This window comes from Dechloromonas sp. CZR5, assembly GCF_008711155.1.
Lineage (GTDB): Bacteria > Pseudomonadota > Gammaproteobacteria > Burkholderiales > Rhodocyclaceae > Azonexus.
This window is the reverse complement of sequence record NZ_VUYQ01000001.1, coordinates 541,554-556,428: the sequence shown is the minus strand read 5'-3', so window position 1 is coordinate 556,428 and position 14,875 is coordinate 541,554. Positions and strand designations below refer to the sequence as shown.

General features: G+C 62.1%; 13 protein-coding genes. 11 read left to right on the top strand and 2 right to left on the bottom strand.

From position 1 onward, the window contains the following. Positions 1 to 3 precede the first annotated feature (3 nt). The 4 genes from dnaK to F1002_RS02720 all read left to right on the top strand — a co-directional run bounded on the left by dnaK (position 4) and on the right by F1002_RS02720 (position 5,828). Positions 4 to 1,944 (top strand): molecular chaperone DnaK, encoded by a 1,941-nt coding sequence (gene dnaK / locus F1002_RS02735; protein WP_150427488.1) that lies wholly within the window; start codon positions 4 to 6, stop codon positions 1,942 to 1,944. A gap of 82 nt (positions 1,945 to 2,026) precedes the next feature. Beyond that, the gene (gene dnaJ, locus F1002_RS02730) at positions 2,027 to 3,163 is read left to right on the top strand and encodes a molecular chaperone DnaJ (protein WP_150427487.1); all 1,137 of its coding nucleotides are present in this window, start codon (positions 2,027 to 2,029) and stop codon (positions 3,161 to 3,163) included. A 217-nt stretch (positions 3,164 to 3,380) separates the two neighbouring features. Beyond that, positions 3,381 to 4,529, top strand: coding sequence for an ABC transporter substrate-binding protein (locus F1002_RS02725; protein WP_150427486.1), 1,149 nt, complete (start codon positions 3,381 to 3,383; stop codon positions 4,527 to 4,529). A 150-nt stretch (positions 4,530 to 4,679) separates the two neighbouring features. Continuing rightward, positions 4,680 to 5,828: an ABC transporter substrate-binding protein gene (locus F1002_RS02720; RefSeq protein WP_150427485.1), complete on the top strand. Its 1,149-nt coding sequence runs from the start codon at positions 4,680 to 4,682 to the stop codon at positions 5,826 to 5,828. 54 nt (positions 5,829 to 5,882) lie between these two features. On the opposite strand, the gene cysS is transcribed toward F1002_RS02720, so the two are convergent. Beyond that, the gene (cysS, locus tag F1002_RS02715) at positions 5,883 to 7,253 is read right to left on the bottom strand and encodes a cysteine--tRNA ligase (protein WP_150427484.1); all 1,371 of its coding nucleotides are present in this window, start codon (positions 7,251 to 7,253) and stop codon (positions 5,883 to 5,885) included. Between the two features lie 104 nt (positions 7,254 to 7,357). Between cysS and F1002_RS02710 the strand changes: the two genes are divergently transcribed. Genes F1002_RS02710 through F1002_RS02680 form a run of 7 tightly spaced genes read left to right on the top strand, consistent with a single transcriptional unit; the run spans position 7,358 to position 13,990 of the window. Further along, the gene (locus F1002_RS02710; RefSeq protein ID WP_150427483.1) at positions 7,358 to 8,452 is read left to right on the top strand and encodes a tetratricopeptide repeat protein; all 1,095 of its coding nucleotides are present in this window, start codon (positions 7,358 to 7,360) and stop codon (positions 8,450 to 8,452) included. Beyond that, on the top strand, positions 8,449 to 9,747 hold the full coding sequence (locus F1002_RS02705) for a murein L,D-transpeptidase family protein (RefSeq protein ID WP_223879431.1): 1,299 nt from the start codon (positions 8,449 to 8,451) through the stop codon (positions 9,745 to 9,747). The genes F1002_RS02710 and F1002_RS02705 overlap by 4 nt, the downstream gene beginning before the upstream one ends. After that, entirely contained in the window at positions 9,747 to 10,319 is a 573-nt protein-coding gene (locus F1002_RS02700) for a peptidylprolyl isomerase (RefSeq protein WP_150427482.1), read from the top strand. Before F1002_RS02705 ends, F1002_RS02700 begins: the two co-directional genes overlap by 1 nt. Before the next feature lie 12 nt (positions 10,320 to 10,331). Continuing rightward, positions 10,332 to 10,829, top strand: coding sequence for a peptidylprolyl isomerase (locus F1002_RS02695; protein WP_150427481.1), 498 nt, complete (start codon positions 10,332 to 10,334; stop codon positions 10,827 to 10,829). Further along, the gene (locus F1002_RS02690; protein ID WP_150427480.1) at positions 10,826 to 11,554 is read left to right on the top strand and encodes a UDP-2,3-diacylglucosamine diphosphatase; all 729 of its coding nucleotides are present in this window, start codon (positions 10,826 to 10,828) and stop codon (positions 11,552 to 11,554) included. The genes F1002_RS02695 and F1002_RS02690 overlap by 4 nt, the downstream gene beginning before the upstream one ends. Positions 11,555 to 11,556: 2 nt before the next feature. Next, positions 11,557 to 13,371, top strand: coding sequence for a DNA helicase RecQ (recQ, locus tag F1002_RS02685; protein WP_150427479.1), 1,815 nt, complete (start codon positions 11,557 to 11,559; stop codon positions 13,369 to 13,371). Between the two features lies 1 nt (position 13,372). Further along, positions 13,373 to 13,990, top strand: coding sequence for a DUF2238 domain-containing protein (locus tag F1002_RS02680; protein WP_191090284.1), 618 nt, complete (start codon positions 13,373 to 13,375; stop codon positions 13,988 to 13,990). A gap of 90 nt (positions 13,991 to 14,080) precedes the next feature. Here F1002_RS02680 and F1002_RS02675 read toward each other — a convergent pair whose 3' ends face one another. Further along, positions 14,081 to 14,710, bottom strand: a complete 630-nt coding sequence (locus F1002_RS02675) for a CCXG family PEP-CTERM protein (RefSeq protein WP_150427478.1) — start codon at positions 14,708 to 14,710, stop codon at positions 14,081 to 14,083. Positions 14,711 to 14,875: the final 165 nt, after the last annotated feature.

Here is a 14,875-nt window from a genome sequence, read left to right as displayed (position 1 = left end):
ATCATGGGCAAGATCATCGGTATCGACCTCGGCACCACCAACTCCTGCGTCGCCATCATGGAAGGTGGCCAGCCGAAGGTCATCGAAAACGCAGAAGGCGCGCGTACCACGCCGTCCGTCATCGGCTACACCGAAGACGGCGAAATCCTGTGTGGCGCCCCGGCCAAGCGCCAGGCCGTCACCAACCCGAAGAACACGCTGTACGCCGTCAAGCGCCTGATCGGCCGCCGCTTCGAAGAGAAGGAAGTGCAGAAGGACATCTCCCTGATGCCCTTCAAGATCGTCAAGGCCGACAACGGCGACGCCTGGGTCGAAGCCCGCGACAAGAAGATCGCTCCGCCGCAGGTTTCCGCCGAAGTGCTGCGCAAGATGAAGAAGACCGCCGAAGACTACCTCGGCGAGGAAGTCACCGAAGCCGTCATCACCGTGCCGGCCTACTTCAACGACAGCCAGCGCCAGGCCACCAAGGACGCCGGCCGCATCGCCGGTCTGGAAGTCAAGCGCATCATCAACGAGCCGACCGCCGCTGCACTCGCCTTCGGCATGGACAAGGTGGCCGGCAAGGACAAGAAGATTGCTGTTTATGACCTGGGCGGCGGCACCTTCGACATCTCCATCATCGAAATCGCCGACGTCGATGGCGAAAAGCAGTTCGAAGTGCTGGCCACCAACGGCGACACCTTCCTCGGCGGCGAAGACTTCGACCAGCGCCTGATCGACTACATCATCGACGAATTCAAGAAGGAATCCGGCGTCGACCTGAAGAAGGACGTGCTGGCCCTGCAACGCCTGAAGGAAGCCGCCGAAAAGGCCAAGATCGAGCTGTCCTCCAGCCAGCAGACCGAAGTCAACCTGCCTTACATCACCGCCGACGCCTCCGGTCCGAAGCACCTGGCCCTGAAGATCACCCGCGCCAAGTTCGAGTCGCTGGTCGATGAACTGATCGAGCGCACCGTCGCCCCGTGCGTTACTGCACTCAAGGATGCCGGCTGCAAGATCAGCGATATCGACGACGTGATCCTGGTCGGCGGCCAGTCGCGCATGCCGAAGGTGCAGGAGAAGGTCAAGGAAGTGTTCGGCAAGGAGCCGCGCAAGGACGTCAACCCGGATGAAGCCGTCGCCGTCGGCGCCGCCATCCAGGGCGGCGTGCTGCAGGGCGAAGTCAAGGACGTGCTGCTGCTCGACGTGACCCCGCTGTCGCTGGGCATCGAAACCCTGGGCGGCATCATGACCAAGCTGATCCAGAAGAACACCACGATCCCGACCAAGGCTTCGCAAGTCTTCTCGACCGCCGACGACAACCAGTCGGCCGTAACCATCCACGTGCTGCAAGGCGAGCGCGAAGTGGCGTCCGGCAACAAGAGCCTCGGCCAGTTCAACCTGGAAGGCATCCCGCCGGCCCCGCGTGGCGCACCGCAGATCGAAGTCATCTTCGACATCGACGCCAACGGCATCATGCACGTCACCGCCAAGGACAAGGCGACCGGCAAGGAAAACAAGATCACCATCAAGGCCAACTCCGGCCTGAGCGAAGAAGAAATCCAGCGCATGGTGAAGGATGCCGAACTGCACGCCGAAGAGGACAAGAAGGCGCACGAACTGGCCGATGCCCGCAACCAGGCCGACGGCATGGTGCACATGGTCAAGAAGTCGCTGACCGAATACGGTGACAAGCTCGATGCTGCCGAGAAGGAAGCCATCGAGAAGGCCATCAAGGACGTCGAGGAAGTCCTGCGCGACGGTGACAAGGAAGTCATCACCGCCAAGACCGAAGCCCTCTCCGCCGCCGCCCAGAAACTGGGTGAAAAGATGTATGCCCAGCAGCAGGCCGAAGCGGGTGCCGCCGGCGCCGGCGCAGCGGGTGGCGAGCAGCCGAAGGAAAAGACCGTCGAAGGCGATGTCGTCGATGCCGAATTCACGGAAGTGAACAAGGACAAGAAGTAAGCCTGACGCAATAGCCTGGCGCCGAGCCTTCCGGAAACCTCCGGCGGCGCTCGGCGCCTTTGTCACATAGACGGGACTGAACATGTCTAAACGCGATTTTTACGAGATTCTCGGCGTCAACCGCGACGCGTCGGACGACGAGATCAAGAAGGCCTACCGCAAGCTGGCCATGAAATACCATCCGGACCGTAATCCGGATAACCCGTCGGCCGAAGAAAAGTTCAAGGAAGCCAAGGAAGCCTACGAAATCCTGTCGGATGGCCAGAAACGCGCGGCCTACGACCAGTACGGTCACGCCGGCGTCGACCCGCAAGCCGGCATGGGCGGTGGTTTCGGCGGCGGCGGCGGTTTTGCCGACGCCTTCGGCGGTATCTTCGACGAGATTTTCGGTGGCCGCGCTGGCGGTGGCGGCGGCGGTGGCCGCTCCAACATCTACCGCGGCGCCGATCTCCGCTACAACCTCGAAATCACGCTGGAGCAGGCCGCGCACGGCACGGAAACCAAGATTCGCATTCCGACCATGGAAGAATGCGAGGTCTGCCACGGCTCCGGTGCCAAGGCTGGCACCCAGCCCAAGACCTGCCCGACCTGTAACGGCTCCGGCCAGGTTCGCCTGCAGCAGGGCTTCTTCTCCATTCAGCAGACCTGCCACAAGTGCCACGGCACGGGCCGCTTCATTTCCGATCCCTGCAAGCCGTGCGGCGGCGCCGGCCGTATCAAGCAGCACAAGACGCTGGCGGTGAAGATTCCGGCCGGAGTGGACGAAGGCGATCGCATCCGGCTGGCCGGCGAGGGCGAACACGGCGTCAATGGCGGCCCGCCGGGCGATTTGTACGTGCAGATCCACCTCAAGCAGCACGCTGTCTTCCAGCGCGACCACAACGATCTGCATTGCGAAATGCCCATCTCCTTCACCACGGCCGCACTCGGCGGCGAGATCGAGATTCCGACCTTAGACGGTGCCGCGGCCATCAAGATTCCGCCGGAAACCCAGTCCGGTCGCGTCTTCCGCCTGCGCGGCAAGGGTATCAAGGGCGTACGCAGCCACACCCATGGCGACCTGATGTGCCATGTCGTGGTCGAGACGCCGGTGAGCCTGACCGACCGCCAGAAGGAACTGCTGCGCGAACTGGAGGAATCCAGCCAGGAAAACAGCGCCAAGCACAACCCGCGCTCCAAGTCCTGGATAGACAAGGTTCGGGAGTTCTTCGGCGAATAACCGCCGCCTTTTCGCCAGAAAGATCAAAAAGCGATCCGCGAGCAATCCCGGATCGCTTTTTTATTCACCCTCAAAATACGTCGCTCGGGGCCGAATCCGTTCCCAAAATGCAACGCCGCACCCCGCGAAGCTTCTCTTTGCCCGCCTTTCAAGCAACACCGGCGGTTTCGGGCCATATAATAAAAAGATTATTACGGCACTCGATAGCGAGAAATCCATGAAAGCGATTCGCCACATCCTGTCAGCCTGCCTGCTCTGCGCCGCTGTATTCCAGGCAGCCCTTGCCGAAACAGGTATTACCGACAATTCGATAGCACTGGGCATGTCGGTGCCACTGACCGGCCCCGCCGGCGCGCAAGGGCAGGAGTTGAAGAAAGTCATTTCGGCGTATTTCGACCAGATCAACAAAAATGGCGGAATAAACGGGCGAAAAATCCAGCTGACCGTCATGGATGACGGCTACGATCCGGAAAAAACGGTCGCCAACACCCGGACACTCATCGAAACCAACAAAGTCTTCGCGCTGCTTGGCTATTACGGCTCGACTGCCATGACCGAAGCGATGAACAAGGTTTTCGGTCCGTCAAAAGTGCCGATGATCGGGGGCATCTCCGGGGCCATGTCGCTGCGCCAACCGCCCGCCGACAACCCGAACAACCGCTACATGTTCAGCCAGCGCGCGAGCTATGCCGACGAAGCGGAAGCCATCGGCACCCAGCTCGCCACACTGGGCCTCAAGAACATCGCCGTGCTCTACCAGAACGACGGGTTTGGCAAGGCCGGCCTGGAAGGGCTGAGCAATGCGTTGAAAAAGCACAACCTGACCCCGTCCGCCACCGGGACGGTGGAACGCAATTCGGACGACATCGGCAAGGCACTAACGGCCATTGCCAAGGCCAATCCGCAGGCTGTGGTCATGGTTACCCTGCACAAGCCGGCGGCGGCCATGGTCAAGGCACTCCGCAAGGCGAACCAGAGCCCGATGTTCATGACCCTGTCGCCGGTCAGTGCCGAGCAGCTGACGCAGGAACTGGGCAACGCCGCACGCGGCATCGGCATCTCGCAGGTCATGCCCTACCCCTGGAACAGCACGGTCACTCTCGTCAAGGAATACCAGCAATTCATCGGCAAGCAAGGCCCCTACTCATACACCAGCATGGAAGGCTTCGTCATTGCCAAAGTGGCCGCCGACGCCCTGCGCAAGGCCGGTGGAAAAGACCTGTCGCGCGAGAAACTGATCTCCGTACTCGAAGGCACGAACCAGGACCTGGGCGGCTACCGGGTCGCCTTTGGGCCGAACAACCGGGCTGGCTCCCAGTTCGTTCAACTGACCGTCATCGGGGCCGGCGGCAAGCTGATCAAATAACGCCGACCTTCGGACAACGACGGGCCGACATCGCGAGATGCCGGCCCGTTTGCCTTGCCGGCAGCCCCGCCACACTGTAAGCAAAATGTCAGCTAGCGGAGCCATTCTCCGGGCTGGAAAAAATTACTCATTCGGAAAGCCACGGAGACCATGAAAGCACTACGCAATGCACTGTTCGCCTGCCTGCTGGCGCTGGGCGTGACCCAGGCCCATGCCGAGGATGGGGTGACGGACTCCAGCATCACCCTCGGCATGTCCTCCCCCTTCACCGGTCCCAACGGTGTCTACGGCATGCAGATGCGCGAGGCGATCACTGCCTATTTCGATCAGCTCAACAAAAACGGCGGGATCAACGGCCGCAAGATCGAGTTGATCACCATCGACGACGGCTATGAAACCGACCGCACGCTCGCCAATACCAAGACGCTGATCCAGGACAAACGTGTCTTTGCACTGATGGGCTACTACGGCTCTACGCCAACCACCGAAGCCATGAACAAGGTTTTCGGCCCGGCGAAGGTGCCGCTGATCGGAACGATTTCAGGTGCCGGAACCCTGCGCGAACCGACATCCGCCAACCCGAATACGCGCTACATGTTCAACATCCGGGCCAGCTATGCCGATGAGGCGGAGGCGATCGTCGAGCAGATCCTGTCACTGGGCCTAAAGAACATCGCCGTCTTCTACCAGAACGACGGCTTTGGCAAATCGGGCCTCGAGGGCGTGACCAACGCCCTCAAACGCGCCAACCTGGCACCGGTTGCCGTAGGTACGGTCGAGCGCAATTCGCTCGACGTCACCAAGGCGACGGAAGCGATCAGCAAATCCAACCCGCAGGCAGTGGTCATGGTCACGCTGTACAAGCCGACTACCGCCTTTGTCAAAGCCATGAAGCAATTCGGCCAATTCCCCATGTTCCTGACCCTGTCGCCGGTCGGCGGCGAAGTGCTGGCCCAGGAACTGGGCAACGAAGCCCGCGGCATTGGTATCTCGCAGGTCGTTCCCTACCCCTGGAACGACACCATCGGTGTCGTCCGCGACTACCAGAAGTTGCTTGGCAAGCAAAAAGACAAGTTCTCGTACTATGGCCTGGAAGGCTTTATCACCGCCCGCCTGGTTGCCGAGGGAATCCGGCGGGTGGGCAAGGACGTCACCCGCGAAAAGCTGGTCACTGCGCTGGAAGGCCTGCAAAACTTCGACCTCGGCGGTTTCAAGGTGAGCTACGGCCCCAACAACCGCCTGGGATCGCGCTTCGTCGAACTCACCGTGGTCGGGTCCGGCGGCAAGGTCATCAAGTAAGCCCCGGCAGGGAAACCAGCAAAAAGCCCGACGGAATACGTCGGGCTTTTTCGTTCAGGCACGCCGCCAGGTCGTGCCTTGCGGACCATCGTCGAGCACGATCCCCGCGCTCTTCAACTCGTCGCGGATGCGGTCGGCCTCGGCGAAATCTCTGGCTTTCTTGGCGGCGACCCGGGCCTCGATCATCTGCCCGATAGCGGCTTCGTCAAGGCCGCCGGCGCTGCCACCACCTTGCAGGTAGGCCATCGGCTCGCGTTCGAGCAGGCCGATCACGGCGCCCAGCGCCTTCAGCAACCCGGACAATTCGGCACTTTTCTGGCGATTGGCCTCGGCGGCCAGTTCGAACAACACGGCAATCGCCCCGTGCGAATCGAAATCCTCGTTCAACGCCGCGGCAAAGTGGGCTGCGAAATCGTTCGTCCAGTCGATGGTCTGCGCACTTGCCGGCACGTCGCGCAGCGTGAAATACAGGCTGTCCAGACTGCGCTTGGCATCGTCCAGATGGGCGTCGGAATAGTTCAGCGGGCTACGGTAATGGGCGCGCAGGATGAAGAAACGGACCACCTCGGCGTCGAACTGCTCGAGCACCGTGCGAATGGTGAAGAAATTGCCCAGCGACTTGGACATCTTTTCGTTGTCGACCCGCACAAAGCCATTGTGCATCCAGTAATTGACGTAGCTGCAGCAGTTGGCCCCCTCGGACTGGGCAATTTCGTTCTCGTGGTGAGGAAACTGCAGGTCCTGGCCACCGCCGTGGATATCGAAGTGATTGCCGAGCAGCGACGAACTCATCGCCGAGCATTCGATGTGCCAGCCCGGACGCCCGTCACCCCAGGGCGAAGCCCAGGCCGGCTCGCCCGGCTTGGCGTTCTTCCACAGCACGAAATCGAGCGGGTCCTGCTTGGCCGAATCGATCTCCACCCTCTCGCCGGCGCGCAGGTCGTCGAGCGACTTGCCCGACAGCTTGCCGTACCCCGGGAATTTGCGGACCGCATAGTTCACGTCGCCATCCGTCGCCTGGTAAGCCAGGCCGTTGCTTTCCAGTTTGCGGATGATTTCCTGCATTTCCGGCACGTATTCGGTCGCACGCGGTTCGTGACTGGGCCGCAGAACGCCCAGCGCATCGGCATCCTCGTGCATGTAGGCGATGAAGCGATCGGTCAGTTGCTGGATCGTTTCGCCATTTTCGATGGCGCGCTTGATGATCTTGTCGTCGATGTCGGTGATGTTCCGCACATAGGTGACGTCGTAACCCGAGGCCTTCAGCCAACGGTAAACCATGTCGAAAACCACCATCACCCGGGCATGGCCGAGGTGGCAGTAGTCGTACACCGTCATGCCGCAAACGTACATGCGAACCTTGTTCGCTTCGATGGGAGTAAATACTTGTTTTTCGCGCTTCAGCGAGTTGTAGATCTTTAGCATGCGGGGACGTTTTCAGGATACGCCGGGATGCTCAAAACTATGGATTCACCGGCGTTTTTGGTAGAATCAAAGGATCGTATAACCTCGAAAAGTATAGCATAGCGATGACCTCGACCTCCCTGCTCCAGCCCCGTTTCAGGCAACTCAAGACCTTGCGCGCACTGGCAATCGGACTGGCCATCGGCTTTGCCGCCCCGGCCTTCGCCGACAACCTGCCGGAAGTCCAGCGCTTGATCAAGCAGGGCCAGTTCCCGCAGGCCATGGAAAAGGTCGATGCCTACCTGAGCAGCCGCCCCAAGGATGCCCAGGGCCGCTTCCTGAAGGGCCTGATCTACACCGAGATGAACAAGCCGGCCGACGCGATCGCCGTGTTCACCAAGCTTTCCGAGGATTACCCGGAGCTGCCCGAACCCTACAACAACCTGGCCGTCCTGTACGCCCAGCAGAAGCAGTATGACAAGGCACGCACCGCCCTGGAAATGGCCATAAGGACTCACCCGTCCTACGCCATCGCCTACGAGAACCTCGGCGATGTCTATGCCAAGCTGGCCAGCCAGGCCTACGACAAGGCCCTGCAACTGGATAATTCCAATTCGGCCACCCAGAACAAGCTGGCCCTGATCCGTGACCTGATCTCCACGTCGGGCAAGGGCAATGTCAAGCCGCAACCGGTCGCGGCCACCCCGCCCGCCGCTGCCCAGCCGGCCCCGGCACCAGTTGCAGCCAAGCCGGCGACGCCGGCCACCGCCACGGTCGTGGCCGCCACGGCAGGCGCCGCAGCTTCGCCCGCCACCGCGGCTCCGGCACCCGCGCCGGTCGCTGCGGCACCCACCCCCAGCAAGCCGGCGGCAAGCGCCAGCGGCAGCGAGGACGTGGCGAAGGCCGTCCATGCCTGGGCTGACGCCTGGTCGCGCAAGGACATGAAGGCTTACCTCGGCGCTTACGCCAGCGACTTCGATACCCCCAAGGGCATGAGCCGCAAGGCTTGGGAGCAGGAACGCGAGCAGCGCATCGCCGGCAAGGGCGGCAAGATTTCCGTTTCGGTCGATGCACCACAGATCGCCATCAATGGCGACAAGGCGACCGCCAAGTTCCGCCAGCACTACAAGGCCACCGGCTTGTCGAGTTCGACGACCAAGACGCTGGTGCTCGTCCGTTCGGGTAGCAAGTGGCTGATCAAGGAAGAAATCGCCCGGTGAGAATCAAGCTGCGCTATCTCCTGCTGGCCCTGGCAGCAACCGTCACCGCGGGAGCCGTGGCCAAGTTGTCAGATAAACCGGGAGACTCCAGGCAGACCGGCAACACGCCAAGCGCCGATAATTCACTGGCACGCAATGCGGCCAATGCGCTGAACGCCACCTCACCGTTCGCCTCCGTCGTTTCCGACGCCGGCCCCGAAGAAACGCTGGCCCGCATCTTTGCCGAAATCGAAGCCAACCGGCTCGGCAATGCCTTGCAGCTGACCGAGGCGCTGCTTCGCCAACACCCGAATTATCGCCTCGCCAACCTGATCAAGGGCGACCTGCTGCTGGCCAAGGCGCAACCGATCCAGACCTTCGGCGCACTCAGCGACGCACCGGCCGACAAGGTCGCCGACCTGCGCGCCGAGGCGCTGGTTCGCCTCAAGGCCTACCGCGAAAAGCCGCCGGTCGACTTTGTCCCGCGTTACCTGCTGCAGATGGAACAGGGGCAGCGTCATGCCATCGTCGTGGACACCAAGCGCTCGCGCCTCTACCTCTACGAAAATGACCGCAAGAATGGCGGCCGCCCGCGCTTCGTCGCCGACTACTATGTGACGCAAGGCAAGCTGGGCGCCGAAAAGCAGGTCGAAGGCGACAAGAAAACGCCGATCGGGGTCTATCACGTCACGGCCAACCTGCCCAAGCAGAAGCTGGCCGACCTCTACGGCAGCGGCGCCTACCCGCTCAACTACCCGAACGAATGGGACAAGCGCCAGGGGCGTGGCGGCAGCGGCATCTGGCTGCACGGCACACCGTCCGACACCTTCGCCCGCCCGCCGCGCGCCTCCGACGGCTGCGTCGTGCTGACCAACCAGGATCTCGACGTCGTCGCCAAGAATTTGCAGGTTGGCCTGACCCCGGTGATCATCAGCGATACCGTCGAATGGCTGTCGCTGGATGACTGGAATCGCGAGCGTAACGAGCTGAACAAGACCATTGAGTCGTGGCGTACCGACTGGGAAAGCCGCGATACCGGACGCTATCTGAGCCACTACTCGAAACGTTTCAAATCGGGCGATCAGAATTTCGACGAGTTCGCCACGCAGAAAAAACAGGTCAATGCCAACAAGGAATGGATCAAGGTCAAGGTCAACAACCTGTCCGTGTTCCGTAGCCCGGGCAAGGACGAGGTTGCCGTCGTCACCTTCGAGCAGGATTACCGCAGCAACAATCTGGACAACCAGATGAAGAAGCGCCAGTACTGGCTGCGCGAAGACGGCAAATGGAAAATCATCTACGAAGGAAGTGCCTGATGTTGAAGAAAGTATCCTTGTTAGCCGCCGGCCTGCTGGCCTCGGCCTTGGCCTGGGCCAACCCGACGGTCGAAATGACCACCAATCTCGGCAAGTTCACGCTGGAACTGTATCCGGACAAGGCGCCGAAAACCGTCGAGATGTTCCTCTATAACGCCAAGCACGGCTTCTACGAGGCAACCGTATTCCACCGCGTGATCGACGGCTTCATGATCCAGGGCGGCGGTTTCAATTCCTCGATGGAAGAAAAGAAGACCCGTACCCCGGCCCTGCCGAACGAAGCCAACAACGGTCTGGCGAACGACCGTGGCACCGTCGCCATGGCGCGCACGCAAGACCCGCATTCCGCCCGCGTCCAGTTTTTCGTCAACCTCAAGAACAACGACTTCCTGAACCACCGCTCCCCGGCCGATGGGCGCACCTGGGGCTACGCCGTTTTCGGCAAGGTCACGCAAGGTATGGACGTCGTCGACAAGATCGCCAAGGTGCCGACCGGCAATGCTGGCTATTACGAAAACGTGCCGACGACGCCGGTCGTCATCCAGAACGTCAAGATCATCTCTGAAAAGTAAGGCTCACCAACCATGTCTCAAGTCAAACTGACCACCAATCAAGGCACCATCACCCTCAAGCTGGACGCCGAGAAGGCACCGAAGACGGTCGCCAATTTCGTTTCCTATGTCGAAGCCGGCCACTACAACAACACCATCTTCCATCGCGTCATCAAGAATTTCATGATTCAGGGCGGCGGCATGGAACCGGGCATGAACCAGAAGGAAACCCAGGCGCCGATCGAGAACGAGGCCGCCAATGGCCTGAAGAACAAGCGCGGCAGCATCGCCATGGCGCGTACCAACGATCCGCACTCGGCCACCGCCCAGTTTTTCATCAATACCGTCGATAACGACTTCCTCGACTTCAAGGCTCCGTCCGGCCAGGGCTGGGGCTACTGCGTGTTCGGCGAAGTGACCGAGGGCCTGGATGTGGTCGACAAGATTCGCGCCGTCGCCACCGGCAACAAGGGCTTCCACCAGGACGTGCCGAAGGAAGACGTGATCATCGAGAAGGCCGAGATCGTTTGATCTTCTTCGTCTCCGATCTGCATCTGTCGCCCCGGTCACCCGGGGCGACTGCTTTGTTCCTCCGCTTTTTGTCGGGCCGCGCCCGCCAGGCCGAGGCCCTGTACATTCTCGGCGACCTGTTCGAGGTATGGGTCGGCGACGACATCGACGATCCGTACCACAACAGGATCACCGCCGCCCTGCGTGCCGCCAGCGAGGCCGGGCTGAAGATTTTCATCATGCACGGCAACCGCGACTTTGCGCTGGGCGAGCAGTTTGCCGCGGCCGCCGGCGCCCGCCTGTTGCCCGACCCTTACGATCTGACGCTGCCGGAATGGTCTTTCGTGCTTTCGCACGGCGACGCCCTGTGCCTGGACGATCTGGCCTACCAGGCCTATCGCGCCAAGGTGCGCGACCCGGAATGGCAACGGAAGATGCGCGCCAAGCCACGCTTCCTGCGCAGCCTCCTCGGCCGCTATATCCGCTGGCGCAGCGGCCGCCGCAAGCGCGACAACAGCTACATCTATGCTGATCTGCAGCCGGCTGCCACCGATGACTTCCTGCGCGATCATGGCTACACGACTTTCATCCACGGCCATACCCATCGCGCCGCGACCCATGACCATATCGTCGACGGTATCCATGTCGAACGCTGGGTTCTTGCCGACTGGCATGAAGACCGTGGCGAAGCCCTGTGCTGGGATGGCGAGACGCTGATCCGCGAAGCCATCCTGCCGGAAAGCTGAGCATGCCCGCCCCTTCCCGCGCCCTTGACGTCCTGCGCGACGTCTTCGGCTACCCCGCCTTCCGCGGCGAGCAGGCCGAGATCATCGCCCACGTCGCCGGCGGCGGCGACGCCCTGGTCCTCATGCCGACCGGCGGCGGCAAAAGCCTCTGCTACCAGATTCCCGCCCTGCTCCGCCCCGGCTGCGCCGTCGTTGTCTCGCCGCTGATCGCACTGATGCAGGATCAGGTCGATGCCCTGACTCAGCTCGGCGTCAAGGCTGCCTGCCTCAATTCGACCCTCGACTGGCGCGAAGCGCAGGCCATCGAGCAGGCCATGTTCGCGGGCACCCTCGACCTCGTCTACATCGCGCCCGAACGCCTGCTGCTCGAGCGCACCCTGTCCTTGCTCGACGCCCTGTACGAAGCCGGCAAGCTGGCGCTTTTCGCCATCGACGAAGCCCACTGCGTCTCGCAATGGGGGCACGACTTCCGCCCCGAATACCTGCAGCTGTCCGCCCTGCACGAACGCTATCCGGTCGTGCCGCGCGTTGCCCTGACGGCCACCGCCGACCAGGCAACGCGCAACGAGATTCTGCAACGCCTGGGGCTGACCGAAGCACGCGTCTTCCTGTCCAGCTTCGACCGTCCGAACATCCGCTATACCGTGGTGGAAAAGGACAACGCCCGCAAGCAACTGCTCACTTTCCTGTCCGGAAGGCAAGGCCAGGCCGGCATCGTCTATTGCCTGTCGCGCAAGAAGGTCGAGGAAACGGCCGAATGGCTTTCCGCCCAGGGCTATCCGGCACTGCCCTACCATGCCGGCCTGCCGGCGCCCGAACGCGCCGCCAACCAGCGTCGATTCCTGCGCGAGGAGGGGCTGATCATGTGCGCCACCATCGCTTTCGGCATGGGCATCGACAAGCCGGACGTCCGCTTTGTCGCCCACCTCGACCTGCCCAAGAGCATCGAGGCCTACTATCAGGAAACCGGCCGCGCCGGCCGTGACGGCGAGCCGTCGGAAGCCTGGATGGCCTACGGCATGCAGGACGTCGCGCTGCAACACGCGCGTATCGCCGAGTCCGGCGCCGCCGAAGGCCAGAAAATCCTCGAATCGCAGCGCCTGACTGCCCTGCTCGCCTACTGCGAGGCGCCGCGTTGCCGCCGCCAGGTGCTGCTCAACTACTTCGGCGAGGAACGCCAGCCCTGCGGCAATTGCGATGTCTGCGACAACCCGCCGGAGCTCTGGGACGGCACGCAAGCCGCACAGAAAGCGCTGTCGGCGATCTTCCGTACCGGCATGCGTTTCGGTGTCGCCCACCTGACCGACATCCTGCGCGGCAAGACTACCGACAAGGTCAGGCAGTGGAACCATGACCAGCTGCCGACCTTCGGCGTCGGCAGCGACCTCGACGAGCACACCTGGAAAAGCACCTTCCGCCAGCTGGCCGCCGCCGGCCTGGTCCATGTCGACATGGCCGAACACGGTGCTCTGCAGCTGACCGAAGCCGCCCGCGAAGTCCTCAAGGGAGGACGTAGCGTACCGCTGCGCCGCCCGCTGCCGCGCAAGGCGACATCAACGAAAACCAGCCGTACGGTCGTCAGCGACCTGTCGGCTGCCGACGACGCACTGTTCCAGCTGCTGCGTCGATGGCGGGCCGATACGGCGCGGGAACAGAGCGTGCCCGCCTATGTCATCCTGCACGACAAGACCCTGCGCGAACTGGCTGAGGTACGACCGACCAGCCACGGCCTGCTGGCGAGCATCACCGGCATGGGCAGCGCCAAGATCGAGCATTACGGCGCCGAGCTGCTCGACCTGATCCGCAACGAGGGCTGAGATGCTGCAGCGCGACACGCTCAACGCCATTCTCGCCGCCATCGTCGTCAGCGCACTGCTTGTCTCGGGAATCGCTCCCCATGACCGGCCGACCTGGCTGATGGAGGTGGCACCGGTCATCATTGCCCTGCCCCTGCTGATCCTGACCCGGCGCAGCTACCCGCTGACCGCGCTATTGGCCGTCCTGATCGCCCTCCACGCGCTGGTCCTGATTGTCGGCGGCGCCTACACCTACGCCAAGGTGCCGTTCGGCTTCTGGCTGCAGGATGTCCTGGGCACCGCGCGCAACCCGTACGACAAGATCGGGCACTTCATGCAGGGCTTCGTGCCGGCGCTGATCGCCCGCGAAATACTGATTCGCGGACACCATGTCGCCGGCCGCCGGATGACGGCCTTCCTGTGCGTCTGCATCGCCATGGCGATCAGCGCCAGCTACGAATTGATCGAATGGGCGGCGGCCCTGCTCATGGGCCAGGGTGCCGACGAATTTCTCGGTACGCAGGGCGACCCGTGGGATACCCAGTCCGACATGTTCATGGCGCTGATCGGGTCAATGAGCGCCATCGTCGCGCTGGGCAAGTGGCACGACCGGCAATTGGCGCAGCTTCCCGGCCGCTGATCCCGAAAACAAAAATGCCTGCAAGCCACGGCCTGCAGGCATCGAAACACTCTCCGGCACGTGCAAGGCGATCGCCTAGCACGCTGCTTCTTACTTGGCCCGACGGCTACGACGTCCGGCCATCAAGCCGACCATACCGAGACCGAGCAGCGCCAGCGAACCCGGCTCCGGTACTGCCAGACGGTCAAGATTGGCGACCGACAGGTTCTGCCAGGCTCCGCCATTCACGCTGAAACGACCGGCCTGCCCGCCATTGCAGCAGCCCTCGGCCCAATACGCATCCAGGGTGTGATTTCCCACCGACAGGTTGCTCACGCTCCCCGCCAGCAACTCAGACAAGGCATTCCAGTTGCCGCCCCACCACAGATCGGTGGCGTTGGTATTGAGCAACACCCCATCGAAGTACAGGGCGCCACCGTAGCCGGCATCCGGTGCCAGCTGAAAGGCCAGCGCGCTGCCAGCAAAGGTGGTGCCAATATTGAAATTGACGCGCAGATGGTCGTAACTGTTGTTACCGCCGGCCTGACCGGAGAAATTGCCCGTCGTGGAACTGTTGATCGCCGAACCTTGCGCCAACCATCCGGCACGGTAGTCGCCAAACGAGGCATTGGTTATGGTGCGCGTCTCATAGGTGATCAACGCGGCTTGCGCAGCGATCGATGCGGTGGCGAGGGCAAGGCCCAGCACGGTCGAGCGCAGCTTGAAAGAAAGTTGGGGCATGTTGTCGTTTCGCTGGTTTGGGCTTCCGTCATCCGGCAGCCTGGTTACACAGAAAGGAATGTCACGGATCGACACGCCCCCAGTGGCGAGGTATCGATCCGGAACTATGGCTTTTATATCAAAAACAGCCAACGTCAGACCGTGAGCCAATTCACAGCAACCGGA

What these genes read in the sequence shown, in the direction of transcription:
- dnaK (WP_150427488.1), top strand. Translation starts at nt 4, where the DNA reads ATGGGCAAGATCATCGGTATCGACCTCGGCACCACCAACTCCTGCGTC.
- dnaJ (WP_150427487.1), top strand. Translation starts at nt 2,027, where the DNA reads ATGTCTAAACGCGATTTTTACGAGATTCTCGGCGTCAACCGCGACGCG.
- F1002_RS02725 (WP_150427486.1), top strand. Translation starts at nt 3,381, where the DNA reads ATGAAAGCGATTCGCCACATCCTGTCAGCCTGCCTGCTCTGCGCCGCT.
- F1002_RS02720 (WP_150427485.1), top strand. Translation starts at nt 4,680, where the DNA reads ATGAAAGCACTACGCAATGCACTGTTCGCCTGCCTGCTGGCGCTGGGC.
- cysS (WP_150427484.1), bottom strand. Translation starts at nt 7,253, where the DNA reads ATGCTAAAGATCTACAACTCGCTGAAGCGCGAAAAACAAGTATTTACT.
- F1002_RS02710 (WP_150427483.1), top strand. Translation starts at nt 7,358, where the DNA reads ATGACCTCGACCTCCCTGCTCCAGCCCCGTTTCAGGCAACTCAAGACC.
- F1002_RS02700 (WP_150427482.1), top strand. Translation starts at nt 9,747, where the DNA reads ATGTTGAAGAAAGTATCCTTGTTAGCCGCCGGCCTGCTGGCCTCGGCC.
- F1002_RS02695 (WP_150427481.1), top strand. Translation starts at nt 10,332, where the DNA reads ATGTCTCAAGTCAAACTGACCACCAATCAAGGCACCATCACCCTCAAG.
- recQ (WP_150427479.1), top strand. Translation starts at nt 11,557, where the DNA reads ATGCCCGCCCCTTCCCGCGCCCTTGACGTCCTGCGCGACGTCTTCGGC.
- F1002_RS02680 (WP_191090284.1), top strand. Translation starts at nt 13,373, where the DNA reads ATGCTGCAGCGCGACACGCTCAACGCCATTCTCGCCGCCATCGTCGTC.
- F1002_RS02675 (WP_150427478.1), bottom strand. Translation starts at nt 14,710, where the DNA reads ATGCCCCAACTTTCTTTCAAGCTGCGCTCGACCGTGCTGGGCCTTGCC.